This is a genomic window from Streptomyces sp. NPDC029159 (assembly GCF_055564055.1).
In genome coordinates this window covers 959,787-974,448 of record NZ_JBVHWT010000001.1, presented here as the reverse complement: position 1 = coordinate 974,448, position 14,662 = coordinate 959,787, and the positions used below count along the sequence as shown (strand labels likewise).

Annotated in this window: 10 protein-coding genes, 1 tRNA gene and 1 riboswitch; of the genes, 3 read left to right on the top strand and 8 right to left on the bottom strand. The window is 73.1% G+C overall.

Annotated elements, in window-relative coordinates:
• Entirely contained in the window at positions 1–1,443 is a 1,443-nt protein-coding gene (locus ACZ4U4_RS04345) for an outer membrane protein assembly factor BamB family protein (RefSeq protein ID WP_467868901.1), read from the bottom strand.
• Positions 1,444–2,453: 1,010 nt separating this feature from the next.
• On the opposite strand from ACZ4U4_RS04345, the gene trmB reads away from it, so the two are divergent.
• Positions 2,454–3,359: a tRNA (guanosine(46)-N7)-methyltransferase TrmB gene (gene trmB / locus ACZ4U4_RS04340; RefSeq protein WP_467868900.1), complete on the top strand. Its 906-nt coding sequence runs from the start codon at positions 2,454–2,456 to the stop codon at positions 3,357–3,359.
• 77 nt (positions 3,360–3,436) lie between these two features.
• On the opposite strand, the gene ACZ4U4_RS04335 is transcribed toward trmB, so the two are convergent.
• Entirely contained in the window at positions 3,437–4,387 is a 951-nt protein-coding gene (locus ACZ4U4_RS04335; protein WP_467868899.1) for a YDG/SRA domain-containing protein, read from the bottom strand.
• A gap of 293 nt (positions 4,388–4,680) precedes the next feature.
• Between ACZ4U4_RS04335 and ACZ4U4_RS04330 the strand changes: the two genes are divergently transcribed.
• Positions 4,681–4,983 (top strand): hypothetical protein, encoded by a 303-nt coding sequence (locus tag ACZ4U4_RS04330; RefSeq protein WP_030284274.1) that lies wholly within the window; start codon positions 4,681–4,683, stop codon positions 4,981–4,983.
• Positions 4,984–5,268: 285 nt separating this feature from the next.
• Here ACZ4U4_RS04330 and ACZ4U4_RS04325 read toward each other — a convergent pair whose 3' ends face one another.
• The 3 genes from ACZ4U4_RS04325 to ACZ4U4_RS04315 form a co-directional block, all read right to left on the bottom strand.
• Positions 5,269–6,339 (bottom strand): protein kinase family protein, encoded by a 1,071-nt coding sequence (locus ACZ4U4_RS04325; RefSeq protein ID WP_467868942.1) that lies wholly within the window; start codon positions 6,337–6,339, stop codon positions 5,269–5,271.
• Positions 6,340–6,526: 187 nt separating this feature from the next.
• Positions 6,527–7,468, bottom strand: coding sequence for an aldo/keto reductase (locus ACZ4U4_RS04320; RefSeq protein WP_467868898.1), 942 nt, complete (start codon positions 7,466–7,468; stop codon positions 6,527–6,529).
• A gap of 201 nt (positions 7,469–7,669) precedes the next feature.
• The gene (locus ACZ4U4_RS04315; protein WP_467868897.1) at positions 7,670–8,818 is read right to left on the bottom strand and encodes a M23 family metallopeptidase; all 1,149 of its coding nucleotides are present in this window, start codon (positions 8,816–8,818) and stop codon (positions 7,670–7,672) included.
• 12 nt (positions 8,819–8,830) lie between these two features.
• A riboswitch (cyclic di-AMP (ydaO/yuaA leader) is annotated at positions 8,831–8,984 on the bottom strand.
• Positions 8,985–9,369: 385 nt separating this feature from the next.
• Between ACZ4U4_RS04315 and ACZ4U4_RS04310 the strand changes: the two genes are divergently transcribed.
• Positions 9,370–10,473 carry a DUF2332 domain-containing protein gene (locus tag ACZ4U4_RS04310; RefSeq protein ID WP_467868896.1) on the top strand — a complete coding sequence of 368 codons (1,104 nt, stop codon included), beginning with the start codon at positions 9,370–9,372 and terminating at the stop codon, positions 10,471–10,473.
• A 125-nt stretch (positions 10,474–10,598) separates the two neighbouring features.
• Here the strand turns inward: ACZ4U4_RS04310 and ACZ4U4_RS04305 are convergent, their stop codons facing one another.
• From ACZ4U4_RS04305 to ACZ4U4_RS04295, 3 genes are all read right to left on the bottom strand, one after another.
• On the bottom strand, positions 10,599–11,738 hold the full coding sequence (locus ACZ4U4_RS04305; protein ID WP_467868895.1) for a PP2C family protein-serine/threonine phosphatase: 1,140 nt from the start codon (positions 11,736–11,738) through the stop codon (positions 10,599–10,601).
• 352 nt (positions 11,739–12,090) lie between these two features.
• Positions 12,091–12,163: transfer RNA gene (locus tag ACZ4U4_RS04300), tRNA-Lys, on the bottom strand.
• A gap of 194 nt (positions 12,164–12,357) precedes the next feature.
• Positions 12,358–14,598: a DEAD/DEAH box helicase gene (locus ACZ4U4_RS04295; protein WP_467868894.1), complete on the bottom strand. Its 2,241-nt coding sequence runs from the start codon at positions 14,596–14,598 to the stop codon at positions 12,358–12,360.
• Between the last annotated feature and the right edge of the window lie 64 nt (positions 14,599–14,662).

Here is a 14,662-nt window from a genome sequence, read left to right as displayed (position 1 = left end):
TCAGTCGGTGGGGACGGACATCGGGGAGGCGTTCGACGCCTTGTAGGCGCGGAGGTACGGATGGAAGTCCGCGGGCGACTCGCCCTCGACGTACAGCACCCGTGCGTTGCCGTCCCACCGCGCCGACATCTGCGGCCCGGACGGCAGATCGTGCTTCGCGCTGAAGAGCGTGCCAATGATCTGCGTCTTGGCGTCCCGCAGCCCCAGTGACATCAGCTCGGGGTCCTGGGTGCCGAGGTGCGTGGCGGAGGCGTGGGAGGCGCCGACCGCGATGACGTTTCCGTCCTCGAGGGCCACCGCCGCCGTCGCGGCCCGCTTCCACAGGCGCTTGCCGGTCTTCAGGTCGACGGCGGTCATGCCCGCCTGGTTGCCGTACGTCGTCACCAGGGTCCGGGAGTCCTCGTCGACCATGGTCGTCCGGGCGTCGAGGTCCAGGTCCTCCAGGTCGCCCGTCAGCTCGATGGTCTTGTCCGGCTTCGGCTTGCCCTCGGTGTCGAACGTCCGCAGCGCCCGCTTGGCGTCGGGGCCGTCGCCGCTCATCAGGAGGATCAGCGGGGTGTCGGAGACGATGCGCTCGACCTCCCGCTTCTCGTTGGGGACGAACGCGTTGAAGCTGTCCAGCTCGTGCTCCTGGACCAGCAGCGTCCGGTGCGGCTTGGCCTTCGAGCAGTCGCTGACCCGCGCCAGGTACTCGTTGCTCATCCCGAACGACGCGGTGCAGTCGCCGGCGGGCCACTTGAGGGTCCACTTGCCGGCGCCGCCGGAGATGGCGTAGCCGGAGTAGGTGTTGCCGATGGCGACCACGACCTGCTCATGGCTGATGCCGACGAGCGGGTGGTTCTCCGACCGGCGACCCTTGAGGTTCCGTACCCACAGGGTGTGGCCGGACTTGGTGTCGAAGACGGAGAGGAACGAGCAGTCGCCGCCGCCGGAGTCGAAGACCGCGGCGCCGACGCCGTCGCTGTTCGGCTCCGTGGGCAGCGCGCAGACCGCGCCGGCGCCCTTCGGGGTCTCCAGCTCCCATTCCTTCTTGCCGGTCTCGTCGTTGTAGGCGCGGACCCCGTCCTTGTCGCCGTAGACGACGGCACCGTCGGTCAGCCACACCGACCGCATACCGAGCTTCTCGTCGGGCGGGTTGGCGCTCTTCTTCAGATCGACGTTCCACAGCTGCGCCATGGAGAGCGGCGGCTTCTGCTCCGCGTCATCACCGGAGGAGCCCCGCAGCAGGAAGTACCCGCCGGTGCCGAGGGCCACCACGAGGACGAAGACGATCACGAGGATCGCAGCCACCGGCAGCCCGCGCCGCTGCCCGCCCGGCGGCACCGGCGCCCCCGGTATCCCGCCGGGTCCCTGCCCGAACGGCGCCCCGCCCTGCGGCGGCTGCCCGAACCCCTGCGGCCCACCGGGCGGCGGGAAACCCGCACCACCCTGGCCGGGAGCCATCGGGCCACCGGGCGGCGGATAGATCCCCGGCGCACCGGGGTGCTGGCCGTACGCACCGGGGGCGCCCTGGCCGGGGGCGTACGGTCCCGGGACTCCGGGTTGGCCGGGCTGCGGACCGGGCTGGCCCTGGGGCGCACCGTACGGCCCCGGGGGCGGCGGGGTTCCCGGGTGTCCCTGGGGCGCGGGGGGCTGCGGGGCACCGGGCTGGCCCTGCGGCGGCGCCGGAGGGGTGCCGGGCGCGGGCTGAGCAGGGGGCTTGGCCATGGAGAGCTGCATGGTTCCGGCGGGGCGCGCCGGGGCCTGCTGATCCGGGGCCTGCGGCGGGGCCGCGGACGGCTGGACGGCGGCGAGCTTCATGGTCCCGGCGGGGCGCGCGGGGGCGGGCGGCTCCGCCCCCGGATGGGGAGCCTCGGGGGCGCCCGGGGCCGCGGGAGCGGTGCCCGGCAGGGGCTCGGGCGCGGGCGGGGTGCCCGGTGCGTCCCCGGGGGCGGTGCCCGGGGCGGGCGCGGGCGGGGCGGCGCCCTCCTGCGCCGGTCCCTGAACCGCTTCGTCGGGCCGGCCCGGCCCGGAGCCCGGTGGCCCTCCCTGCGGATGAGCCCCGTTCCCCTGCTCCTGCGTCATTCCGACCGACCCCCTGGTTTGTTCGTTGTGGCGGCCACGCATCGTATGCAGCCCGCTGCACAGCGCGCCAACCGCCCCTGAGCCCGGGCGCCGCACGGGATTTAGGGGGTACGGACGGCGTGTGTGGGGCGTGTGGGGGAGGTGTGTTCGGGACGTACGGGTTGGGGTGACGGCCGGGTTGGGAGGAGTCGGGTCCTGAGGGCCGGGCGGGCGTGCGCTCCGGGGCGATCGGGCCCGGGACGGCGAGGCCGGCCGGACCGGCCCCGGGAGCCACCCGGGACCACCCAGGCAGCGACCATTCACCGCCCGCCCAGCAACCGCCCCCAACCCCTCTCCCCCACCCATCGGCAACGCGCCCGCCCGCCCGCGGCCCGTAGAATCTCGGCACTGTGTCCGAGAACCCCCGCACCCCCGAGTCCGGCAGCCAGGAAACCAGCGTCCCGGAAGGCGCAGCCCCCTCCCCGGCGGACGGCGCCACGGCCGACGGCGCTGTGCACGACGGCCGCGCGAACGACGGCGCCCCGGAGCCCGGCGGCGCCGAGGCGTCCGGCGCGACGCGGATCCGCCGCGACGGCCCGATGTTCCCCGACGGGAGCGGGCCCGCCGCCGATCCGGCCGGTGACCACCACGAGCGCCGGATCCGCTCCTTCCAGCCCCGCCGCAGCCGCGTCTCGCCGAGCCAGGCCGCCGCGCTGCGACGCCTGTGGCCGGTGTGGGGACGGGACATCGACGGGCTCTCCCGGATCGACCTCGACACGTTCTTCGACGGCCGCCCCGTCGTCCTGGAGATCGGCTTCGGCATGGGCGAGGCCACCGCGCAGATGGCCGCGGCCGACCCGGACACCGGCATCCTCGCCTGCGACGTCCACACCCCCGGCCAGGGCAACCTCCTCGCCCTCGCCGAACGGAACGGCCTGACCAACATCCGCGTGGTCAACGGCGACGCGATCATCCTGCTGCGCGAGATGCTCGCCCCCGGCTCCCTGGCCGGCCTGCGCGTCTTCTTCCCCGACCCCTGGCCGAAGAAGCGCCACCACAAGCGCCGCCTCATCCAGCCGGACTTCATCAGCCTGGCCACCACCCGCCTCGCCCCCGGCGCCCTCGTCCACTGCGCCACCGACTGGGAGCCCTACGCCGAGCAGATGCTCGAAGTCCTCTCGGCCGAACCCACCCTCCACAACCTCTACCCCGACTACGCCCCCCGCCCGGACTTCCGCCCCCTCACCAAGTTCGAGGGCCAGGGCCTGAAGAAGGGGCACGTGGTGCACGATTTGATGTTCCGGCGGGGGGAGTAGGGGCGGGCGACGCCCCGCCATCGTGCGAGGACTGAGGTGAGGGGCTGCTGGAATCCCCTCACCTTCGCGCACCACCGTTAGCGGTCAGTAGGCGTGCTGAAGCGATCGTCCCAGCGCTGCCGATGGTGGCGCACAAACTCAACCTTTATTTCGTGCTCCCGGACCTTCTTGAGCTTGCTTTTAATCACCCGGGTCAGCCCATCGAGTACGTCAAGGTGATCGGAAAGCTGAAGTGCGCCCCGATCAAACAGAGCATGACAGTTGGCGCACAGGCAGAGCACGTTCTCCAACACATCCGGGCCATTATGCGGCTTGCCCAGCGCCCGAATATGGGCAGCCTCGCTATACGCCTCACCTCCAGGGGAGACCTGTAGGCGAGTCTCGCATATTTGGCACGTATTGCCGTACATTTCCTTGACGGCGCGCACCACCTTGGAATTCCGCACCAGGCGCTGATACTCCACAGCACGACGCACCTGCTCCTCGACGGGAGTGTCTTCGATTTGCGGCGGCGCTATCGGCTTCGCTTTGGGCGTCTCACCAGGTGCCAGCTTCACCAGCTTGAACTGACAGACGAGAAAGCCTTCTTTCCCGACAGTCATCCAGTGGTCGGCCACCTGGAACAATCCGCAATACTCATACCCACCCGTCGCCTTGCGCCGCTTCTTCCCCTTGATCTTCAGGCCACGAATGACGCGGACCGGGTTGCCCCGTGCCTCGTTGAGCAGCAGCCCAGCATTGCCGGGGCTTTCCATGGTCTGGTCCGCCTGGAGACACCCTGTGTCTCTGTCCCTGCCCCCTTCACCGGTATAAATGATCTCTTCTTCGCCGTAGACGTCATCCACGTATCCTCCGGAGAGGACGATGGAATCTACGCCTCCCGAAGCGGTTCCCGCGATCCCTCTACCCAAGGCACGATGCACCCCGGCTTCGCACAATTCCGCGTGCCCCTCGAACCACTGCCCCTCGAATACTCCAGCCGGGGCGCCGAAACAAATGGGAGCCGACTTCGCCTTTGCCTTCGCCATGAGTCGATCTTGCCAACCTGCTAGGGGAATAGCACGCGTCTGCACGCGATGTGCGCAGCGCCACATCTTCCCGTGCGCTACCTCGTCGAAGATCGCCAAATCGGCAGTGCCCGTTGCCCAGCCGGGGCGGCACAACCCCGCAGTGCTCAACGGATTAGCGACGGGTGAGCGAGCGGAGCTCTCCCGGATGTCGTAGCGCGCCAGGCAGCCCCGTCAGGTCCGCTGGGACGGGCGTAAGGTCCAGCAACGAGACGGTTTATCAAACCCGTGAACGAGAGGCATGAGTGATGGCGATGGCAGGCATTCCGACAGCAGCAGTGGCCGCGACCGGGCTCGTCGGTGGTTACGCCGTGGCCCGGTGGACGAAGAAGCGGCCCCTGGGTGGGGTGGCGTTGGCTGCTGCCGGGGCGGTGGCGGCCAAGGGGTGGCAGGAGAAGGCCGGCGGGAAGGCCGCGGCGGCGCTGGGTGGGGCGTATGTGGCGGCGTTCGCCGGGTCGCATCCGCTGGCGAAGAAGATCGGGGCCTGGCCGTCGGTGTTTGCGGTGGCCGGCGGCATGGCGCTGGCGTCGTGGGCGGTGGCGGACCGGCGCGGGTGACCTCGGCGGGGCGGGCGGGGCCGGACGCCCCCGCCCTGGGCCAGGGCCTGGCGATCGGCCGGAGGCCGGGTACGGAGCCAGGCCAGGGGCCGGGGCAGGTCAGTGCCTGACGCCCGGCCATAGGCCAAAGCTCGGCGCCCGGCCGGAGCGGCACCCGGTCGACACCCGGCCGGAGCCCGGCCGACCAGCCGGAGGCTGCGAGCGGCACCGGCCCAGCCACCGGCCCGGGACCAACGCCAGGACGAGGGCAGGCAACGGCATCCCCACCCCAGCCCCAGCCCCGGCTCAGAAACGCCCCGGCCCCAACCGCACCTCAACCTCACCCCCCGGAAACCGCGTCCGCTTGCTCTCCCCCAGCCACCGCCGGTGGAACTCGTCCAGCACCGCCGCATGCGAGGCGTGCCGGTCGAGGAGTCCGGCGATGTCGGGTGGGATGACGTCGGGGCGATGGCCCGTGAGCCACGCTTTCAGGAAGGGTTCCTGATCGAGGGCTTGCCGTACGGGGGCCGGGAGATGGTGGCGGAGGAGATGCCACGGTGCGTACGAGCGGTCGTACACGAGGTGGTCGGTGAGGAAGGCGGATTCCTCGGGGGTGAGGTCGAAGTCGCGGCTCAGGGCGAGGCCGAAGTCGGTGATGTAGACGCGGTGGCCGTCGGTGAGCAGGTTGGCGAAGTGGGTGTCGAAGTGGACCAGCCCATGGGCGCTCATGAACTCCGTGCCGCGTAGCACTTCGCGCTCCGCCCAGGTGTAGGGCGCGCTGCCGCCGGGCTCCGCCCAGGCGCCGTTGCGGACATCGGCGAGCCGGTCCGCGAGCGTGCGGGGCAGGTGTTCCAGGAAGAGCACCAGGCTCGCGGAGGAGTCGCCGATGGCTTCCAGCCGGCGGCGTACCGCGCCGGAGCCCTCCCAGTGGGCGACGGCCCCGTCGACGCCGCCGAACGCGTCGGCGAAGTCGGCCGGGGGCCGGTCCGGCAGGACGCGCCAGTGGTACAGCAGCGGGAAGCCCTGGTACGCGTTGCGCAGCACCCACGCCGTGGTCAGGAGATGTGCGGCCAGTTCCCGCCAGGCGCCGAAGCCCGCCGAGCCCGCTCCGTACTGGTAGTGGAGCGGGAGGCCGAAGAGGTTGGCGGTGGAGCGGACGTGTTCCGGGCGCAGTTCCAGGTCGGTCAGCGGGACCCGTTTGACGAAGACCCGCCGCCCCGCGACCTCCATCTCCGACCGGCGGCCGCCGATGCCCGAACCGCGCGCCGGAGCGGCGGCCACCGCGTCGCCGAGGCCGCGGTCGCTCAGCAGGGAGAGCCGCGCGCCCACCTCCGCGTACGAGGAGAGACGCGCGGCGGGAAGGGGTTCGGGCTCCATCCCGCCGGCCCCCGCCACCGGCCCCGCACCTGCTGCGCCGGCCTCGTCCGCATCGCTGTCCATGGGCGGCTCCTCTCCTCCACGTGTCCCTCCACGTATCCGAACGTCCCCGACGTACCCCGGCGCACCCGGCTTCCGGTCCGCCCCGGTATCCGGCACCGGGGGCGGACCGTGCGTTCGCCCTTTCCTACGCCGAAGCCTCGTCCAGCAGCGCCAGTTCCTCGGCGGTGAGCCGGAGGTCCTGGACGGCCAGGAGGGCCGGGAGCTGGGCGGTGGTGCGGGCGCTGGCGATGGGGGCGGTGACCGTGGGGCGGGCGGCGAGCCAGGCGAGGGCGACGGTGGCCACCTCCGCGCCGTGGGCGGCGGCGACCGTGTCGAGGGCGGTCAGGACGCGGCGGCCGCGGTCGGTGGCGAGGTGGGCGGCGGCCTTGCCGGACCGGGCGCTGTCGATGTCCGTACCGGGGCGGTACTTGCCGGTCAGGAAGCCGGAGGCGAGCCCGTAGTACGGGACGGCGCCCAGGCCGTGGCGGGCGGCGACCTCGGCCAGTTCGCCCTCGTAGGTGTCGCGGGAGACCAGGTTGTACTGCGGCTGGAGGGCGACGTAGCGGGCGAGGCCCTCACGCTCGGAGAAGGCCAGGGCCTCCGCCAGGCGCGGTGCCGAGATGTTGGAGGCGGCGATCTCGCGGACCTTGCCGGCCCGGACCAGGTCGTCGAGGGCGGTCAGGAACTCGCCGACCTCCAGCGATTCGTCGTCGTAGTGGGTGTAGTAGAGGTCGATGTGGTCGGTGCGCAGGCGGCGCAGCGAGCCCTCGACGGCCTTCTTGACCGTGGCGGCGGAGAGGCCCCTGAGGCCGGGGTGGGCGCCGACCTTGGTGGCGATGACGACCTCGTCGCGGTTGCCGCGGGCGGTGAGCCAGTTGCCGATGACGGTCTCGGATTCGCCGCCCTCGTTGCCCGGGACCCAGGCCGAGTAGACGTCGGCGGTGTCGATGAAGTTGCCGCCGCCTGCGACGTACGCATCGAGCACCGCGAACGACTCGGCCTCGTCGGCGGTCCAGCCGAAGACGTTGCCGCCGAGGCAGAGCGGGGAGACGGAGAGCGAGCCGAGAGGCTTACGTGTGGTGGTCATGCGGTCATTCAACACAGCGCGGGGCGGCAGCATTTCCCGGTTACGGCATCCGGGTGCAGCGGCCCGGAGCGCCCGCCGGGCGCCCGGCGGCGCGGGGTGCGTGGCCGAGCGCGCCACCGGTCCGGAACCCGGCCCGGCGCGCGGCACAGTTGCGCGCGCCCCGGACCCGGGCCCCGGACTCCGCTCAGGGCCGCAGCGGCCTCAGACGTTCAGGCCCCGGGCCCGCAGCCACGGCATCGGGTCGATCGGACCGCCGCCCCCGGGGCGGACCTCCAGGTGCAGGTGGGGGCCGGTGACGTTCCCGGTGGCGCCGACGCGGCCGATGACCTCGCCGGTGGAGACCTTGCCGCCGGTCTTCACCATCGACGAGAGGTGGCAGAACCACAGCTCCGTACCGTCGTCGAGGGTGAGGACGATGCGGTAGCCGTAGGAGCCGGCCCAGCCCGCCTGCGTGATGGTGCCGGAGTGGATGGCCTTGACCGGCGTGCCCGTGGGGGCGGCGAAGTCCTGGCCGGTGTGGTCGGCGGCCCAGCGGTCGCCGGCCTGGCCGAAGCCGGCGGTGAGGGTGTACGAGGTGACCGGCAGCAGATAGCTCTTGGCCAGCTCGGCCAGGCGCGCGGCCTCGGCCTTCTCGCGGGCCTCGGCCTCGCGCTTCGCCTTGGCCGCCGCCGCCTTGCGCGCGGCCTCGGCGCGCTCCGCCTTCGCGTCGGCCACCGCCTGCTCGTGGTCGCTCGCGGCGGTCTGCTCCGCCCGGACGAGCGCACCGTGCTCGGCGGCGTCCCGGGCGTCGCGCTCGGCGGCCTCCTGCTGGGTGTCGGCCTGCTGGAGGATGCGGCTGCGCAGCGCCTCCCCGGCGCCCGTGCCCCGGCCGTCCTCGGTGGTGAGGCCGGCGGAGGAGAGCGGCGCCGCGGTGGTGGCCGCGTCGGACGCGTCGTCGGAGCCGAGCAACGGGCCGATGCCGGGGAGCGATTCGGCGTCCGGCAGCGCTCCGGTGACGTCGGAGGCGAGGGAGCCGATGTCCGGCATGGAGATCGGGACCGCCGGCTTGTCCTCGGCGGCCGCCATGCCGCCGGCGCCGACCGCCGCGATCACCCCGACGCCGAGGACCGTGCCGCTGCGGGCCAGCGCGGAGCGCTGCTTCCCGACGCGGTGCCGGCCGCGGACGGACCGCACGGACTCCTCGGTCGGGTTCCACTCACCGGGCTCGTCGTCCGCGACGCCGTACGGACCGGGGCCCTCCGGGGCGAACGCGCCCGGGGCGAAGGTGGCCGTATCGGTCGGGGAACCCGGCAGATCCTGGGGGAGGTGGTGGGCGGACGGAGCCTCGGGGGCAAGCCTGTTGGACGCCACGGGGGCGCACTCCTTTCCTTCCTTCGCGCCTACCGGGTTAGCTGACGGGTTCGGAGCAGGAAGGTCTCCTACGGGCGGCCTCTGGCCGAGGCGTCCGATTCACCCCATGAAGGTGGTTCCCCGGTTCCCTCCGCGCCGCTCGGGATGCCCTCGGCAAAGACAGGACACATCACGGCAGTTCACGAAATATCGACGCAGCGGCGTACAGAGAGGCGCCGTAGCGAGAAGTGACCACCGGTGTGCCTGGGTGCCCGGCATACCTGAAGAGCGCGTACGGGATTCGGCGTGGGGGCACGGTGCCGCCTCTGCGACGGCTGGGACGACCGCGCTCCGTTATCGGACAGTAATAGAGATCGCGGCCGATTTCCAAGCGATCCCGCGAATCCCCTCCGTACGACGACGACTCCTGGCCAAGACTTTTCGGGGCAACGCGCGTGCAAACCGGGCGAGTTGATCGCCCTTCACGAAACGGCCTGCGAGTGATTGTGCATCACTTGTGATGCGGAGGGGTGCGCATCCCTCACGCTCCGTGAGGGCAGTAGCGTCTGATCATGGTCGTCGACTTCGTGAACAACGCACAGGCCCTGGCAGCGCGCTACCGGGACTTCTCCTGGGGGGAGGCGCGGGGCCGGTGTGCGGCCCACGAGGAGCTGACGGCACGGATCGGGCAGGACCCGGAGCTGTGCGAACTCCTCGCCGCATCCCTCCCGGTGGGCAACAAGCAGCAGCCCAACCTCCTCCTCGCGGCCGTCCGCCACCTCGACGGCCCGCACGCCGAGCAGGGCCCGCGCGGTGAGCCGGCGTACCGCCGCTGGCGCGAGTGGACGATCCGGCACTGGGACGAGGTCCGCGCGGTCGTCATGAGCCGCTCCACCCAGACCAACGAACCGGGCCGCTGCGCCACCCTGCTGCCCCTCCTGGCCCGCCTCCGCGGCCCGTTGGCCCTCCTGGAGGTCGGCACCTCGGCCGGCCTCTGCCTCCACCCGGACCGCTATCGGTACGCGTACGAGCCGGACGCCACCTGGGGGACGCCCGGACCGGACGCGCCCTTGGAGGCACACACCCTCGGCGCCCCGGACAGTCCGGTCACCTTCCGGTGCCGCGTCGGGCGGGAGGACCGGGCGACCGCGGCGGCTGCGGCGCCCGCACGGCTGCCGGAGGTCGTGTGGCGCGGCGGTATCGACCTCACCCCGCTCGACCCGGTGGCCGACCCCGAGGCGCTGCGCTGGCTGCGCTCCCTGGTGTGGCCGGGCACCCCGGAGCGCGCGGAGCGGCTGACGGCGGCGGTGGACGCGGTACGGGCGGCGCCGCGGCCCGAGATCGTCCGCGGCGACCTGGTCGAGGAGCTGCCGGCGCTGGCGGCGCGGGTCCCGGCGGACGCCACGCTCGTCGTCTTCCACACCTCCGTCCTGCCGTATCTGCCGCCCGCCCACCGGGAACGCTTCGCCGACCAGGTGCGCACGCTGCTCGCCGGGCGGCCGGGCGGCGGCCACTGGATCTCCCAGGAACACCACTCCGTCACCCCGTGGCTGCCCGTCCCGGCCGCCGACCGCCTCGCCCCGGACCACCGGGAGCAGCTGCTGACCCTCGCGCTGGACGACCGCCCGGTGGCGCTGACGGGGGCACACGGCCAGAGCCTCCACTGGGTGGCGTAGGGGCCCGCCCCTGGGGCCGTACCGGCGCGCGGGGCCCGGCCGCGCGCCCCGCGCGCCGGGGCGGCCCCGGTCTCCCCGCGCGCCCGGCGCGCGCCATGGCTCCGCACGCCCCGCCGCTCCCCCGCCTACTCCTCCAACGGCCGCTGTACCGCCAGCAGCGCCATGTCGTCCGCGCCCGCCCCGCCCGTGTGGGCGGCGACCTCGGCGACCAGCGTGTCCAGCAGCCGGTCGGGCCCGGGGAAGACCCGGCCGCGCAGCCGGGCCACCGGGTCGTAGAACTCCCCCGCCCGGTTGCGCGCCTCCGTCAGCCCGTCCGTGAACAGCAGCAGGACCGAACCGGCGGGATAGAACATCTCGTCCGCGCGGTCCGGCCACCCGGCCACCTCGCTCATCCCCAGTGGCAGCGCGTGCACCGCGGGCACCAGCGTCCGCAGCCCGCCGTCCGGGGTGAGCAGCAGCGGCGGCGGATGCCCCCGGTTCAGGACGCGCAGCACCGCGCGCTCCCCGGACGGGATCTCCGCGAGCACCGCCGTGGTGAACCCCTCGTACTGGTCGAGCCCCTCGCGCCGCCGCCCCTCCCGCTGGAGCGCCCGCTCCAGCCGCCCGGCCACCGCCTCCAGCGTCGCCTCCTGCTCCGCCGCCTCCCGGAACGCCCCGATGACGATCACCGCCGCCTCGACCGCCTCCAGCCCCTTCCCCCGCACATCACCGACGATCAGCCGGACCCCGTGCGGCGTGTCCTGCACCGCGTACAGGTCCCCGCCGATCCGCGCATCGGCCTGCGCCCCCACGTAACGGGCGGCGACCGCCAGCCGCCCGATCCGCTCCGGCGGCGTCGGCAGCACCGCCCGCTGGGCCGCCTCGGAGACATCGCGTACGGAGGCGAGCCGGGCGTCGGAGAGGCGTACGACGCGGTTGATGCCGAGGGCGAGGACGGCGACGACGAAGACGGTGGAGACCTCGGTGGCGGAGAGGCCGGTGTCCTGGGTGTCGGTGTGGAGCACCGTCAGCAACTCCCCGAGCAGCGCCGCGAGGGCGGTGAACGCCGTGTTCCGCAGCGAGTACAGCGGCGCGGCGACCAGCGGCGCCGCCGCGAAGAACGGCGAGGCGGTGTAGCGCGCGGGGGTGACGCTGTCGAAGACGATGCCGCCGACGATCAGCAGGGCGGGCAGCCACCGTGCCAACCGGCGGCCGACCGGCGACATCTGCGCCCGCCGCGCCCACCGCTCCCGGTCCTCCGTGCGGACCCGCCCGCCTCGCCCCATCCGCACCGGCCTCTTCCCGCCTCACCTGCCCACGGCCGACCGCGCTCCCGGCCGCTCCTCCGGCCCCCCAGGCTTTCCGCCCCTCCCCCGACCCGCGACCCGAAGAGGGCCGAACGGGTCATACGGGCCCACCGCTTCCCGTCCGCGGCGGGCCGGGAGGCACAGCAGGCGACGGCAGCAACGGCGAGGTCCCGGCTCTCCCCACCCGGCGCACGCACCAAGGGCCGCACCCGGTACGAGACGAAGCCGCTCCCGCGCATCGGCCCGCACGCAAAGCCGAAGCGCCCCACCCGGTGATCCCGGGTGGGGCGCTTCCGCACAGTTCAACGGCGCCACAACGCACCGCATCCGGTGGGCCATCAGGGGCTCGAACCCTGAACCAATGGATTAAAAGTCCACTGCTCTGCCAATTGAGCTAATGGCCCGCTCCGAGCAGCATAGCCCGACACCCTCCCGCGGCCCGAAGGCATTGCCGTACGGAGCGCTCCGCGGCGGCGGGGGCGGGGCCGCCCGCCGCGGGTCCGGTGCCGCAACGCGCAGGGCCCGTACGGCACTTGGGTGCGGTACGGGCCCTGCGGTGGTTCAGCGGCGCCGGGTCACGGCGTCACGTCGGCCGTGGTCAGCCGTTGCGCTTCCAGCGCGGCTTGTCGTCGCGGCGGCCGAAGGAACCGGTGCCGGCGCCCGAGCCGCGGTGGTCGTCACGGCGGCCGTAGGGGCGGTCGCCGCCGGAGCGGTAGCCACCGGACGGGCGGCCGCCGGAGCGGTCGTCGCGGTTGAACGGACGGTCGCCGCCACCGGAGCGGTAGCCGCCGGAGGACGGACGGCCACCGGAGCGGTCGTCACGGTTGAACGGACGGCTGGGGCGGTCACCGCGGTCGCGGTTGAAGCCGGCGCGGTCGTCGCGGCGATCGAACGAGCGGCCACCGGAACGGTCGTCACGGCGGTCATCGCGACGGTCGAAGGAACGGCCACCCGAGCGGTCGTCACGACGGTCGTCGCGGCGGTCGAAGGAACGGCCACCGGAGCGGTCGTCACGGCGGTCGAACGAGCGGCCCCCGGAACGGTCGTCACGACGGTCGAAGGAACGGCCACCCGAGCGGTCGTCGCGACGGTCGAAGGAACGCCCACCGGAACGGTCGTCACGACGGTCATCGCGACGGTCGAAAGAACGGCCACCCGAGCGGTCGTCACGACGGTCATCGCGACGGTCGAAAGAACGGCCACCGGAACGGTCGTCACGGCGGTCGCGGCGCTCGTAGTTGCCGCGCTCGTCACGCTGGGCGGGGCGGCGCTCCTCGGGGGCGGCGGCCTGGGCCGGGACCTCGGCGGCGACGGCCTCCACGGTCGCGGCGACGGCGGCGAGCGCCTCGGCCGGGTCCTCGCCGCGCTCGCGGGCGGCGCGGGCGGTCAGCCGGTCCGCGTCCTCGCGCAGCTCGGTGGCGCGACGCTGGACGCGCTCCAGCTCGCGGGTCAGCTCCTGGACCTCGCGCTCGGCCTGCTTGGCGGAGTTCGCGGCCGACTCGGCCTGGACCTCGGTGAGCGAGCGCGCACCGGTGATCCGGGCGACGTCGTCGTCGAAGGCACCGGCGCCGCCGACGATGTGGCGCGAGGCGTCGACGCCCGCGTCCTCCATCAGGCGGAAGATCTGCCGGCGCTGGTGCGGCAGGGACAGCGACACGACGGTGCCGGAGCGGCCCGCACGGGCCGTACGGCCGGAGCGGTGCAGGTAGTCCTTGTGGTCACCGGCCGGGTCGACGTTGAGGACCAGGTCGATGCCGTCGACGTGGATACCGCGCGCGGCGACGTCGGTGGCGACCAGGCAGTTGACGTAGCCGTCCTTGAAGTCGGCCAGGGTGCGGGTACGCGCGCCCTGCGTCATGCCGCCGTGCAGCGCGTCGGACTTCACACCGGCGTCGCGCAGCTGCTCGGCGACGCGGTCGGCGCCGAGCTGGGTGCGGACGAAGATGATGGTGCGGCCCTTACGGGCGGCGATGGCGGCGGTGACCGGCGCCTTGTCCTTCGGCTTCACGACGAGGACGTGGTGGGTCATGGTCGTGACGTTGCCCTGGGCGCTGTCGACCTCGTGGCTGACCGGGTTGTTCAGGTACCGCTTGACCAGCGTGCCGATCTCGTTCTCCATCGTGGCGGAGAAGAGCATCCGCTGGCCGCCGGTCGGCACCAGGTCGAGCAGCTCGGTGACCTCGGGCAGGAAGCCCAGGTCGGCCATCTGGTCGGCCTCGTCGAGGACGGCGACCTCGACCTCGTCCAGCGAGCAGGCGCCGCGGTTGATGATGTCGCGCAGCCGGCCCGGCGTGGCGACGAGGACGTCGACGCCACGCTCGAGGGCGTAGATCTGGTTGCCCATGGACGTACCGCCGCAGACGACCTTCAGCTTCAGGCCGAGGACGTCGCCGTAGGGCTGCAGCGCGTCGCTGACCTGCATGGCCAGCTCACGGGTGGGGGTGAGGATGACGCCGCGGGGGCGCTTCTTCTCGGTACGGCCGCCGGCCAGGCGGGTCAGCAGCGGCAGACCGAAGGAGAGGGTCTTGCCGGAGCCGGTGCGGCCGCGGCCGAGGATGTCGCGTCCGGCGATGGCGTCCGGGATGGTCGCCGCCTGGATCGGGAACGGCGTGGTCACGCCGTTCTGCGCCAGCTTGCGGACGATCTTCTCGTCGAGACCGAGGTCCGCGAAGGTGACCTGCGGCTCCTCGTCGGCGGCGGCCTCCTCGACGGCCTCGACGGCCTCGGGGGCCTGCTCGACGGGGGCCTGCTCGGTCTGCTCGGCGCCCTCGGCGGGAAGCGCCGTCACGGCCTGCTCGTCGTCTGCGGGCAGGACGGACTGTTCAGTGGAAATGGACATGCGAAATGCGAAACCTTCCGGAGTCTCGGCACGCGCCCAAACTCCGTGTGTTTCACAGAGACCG

Excerpts from the sequence above, each read along its gene's own strand:
- ACZ4U4_RS04345 (WP_467868901.1), bottom strand. The coding sequence starts at position 1,443 with ATGGCTCCCGGCCAGGGTGGTGCGGGTTTCCCGCCGCCCGGTGGGCCG.
- ACZ4U4_RS04295 (WP_467868894.1), bottom strand. The coding sequence starts at position 14,598 with ATGTCCATTTCCACTGAACAGTCCGTCCTGCCCGCAGACGACGAGCAG.
- ACZ4U4_RS04310 (WP_467868896.1), top strand. The coding sequence starts at position 9,370 with ATGGTCGTCGACTTCGTGAACAACGCACAGGCCCTGGCAGCGCGCTAC.
- ACZ4U4_RS04320 (WP_467868898.1), bottom strand. The coding sequence starts at position 7,468 with ATGACCACCACACGTAAGCCTCTCGGCTCGCTCTCCGTCTCCCCGCTC.
- ACZ4U4_RS04305 (WP_467868895.1), bottom strand. The coding sequence starts at position 11,738 with ATGGGGCGAGGCGGGCGGGTCCGCACGGAGGACCGGGAGCGGTGGGCG.
- ACZ4U4_RS04335 (WP_467868899.1), bottom strand. The coding sequence starts at position 4,387 with ATGGCGAAGGCAAAGGCGAAGTCGGCTCCCATTTGTTTCGGCGCCCCG.
- ACZ4U4_RS04330 (WP_030284274.1), top strand. The coding sequence starts at position 4,681 with ATGGCAGGCATTCCGACAGCAGCAGTGGCCGCGACCGGGCTCGTCGGT.
- ACZ4U4_RS04325 (WP_467868942.1), bottom strand. The coding sequence starts at position 6,339 with ATGGAGCCCGAACCCCTTCCCGCCGCGCGTCTCTCCTCGTACGCGGAG.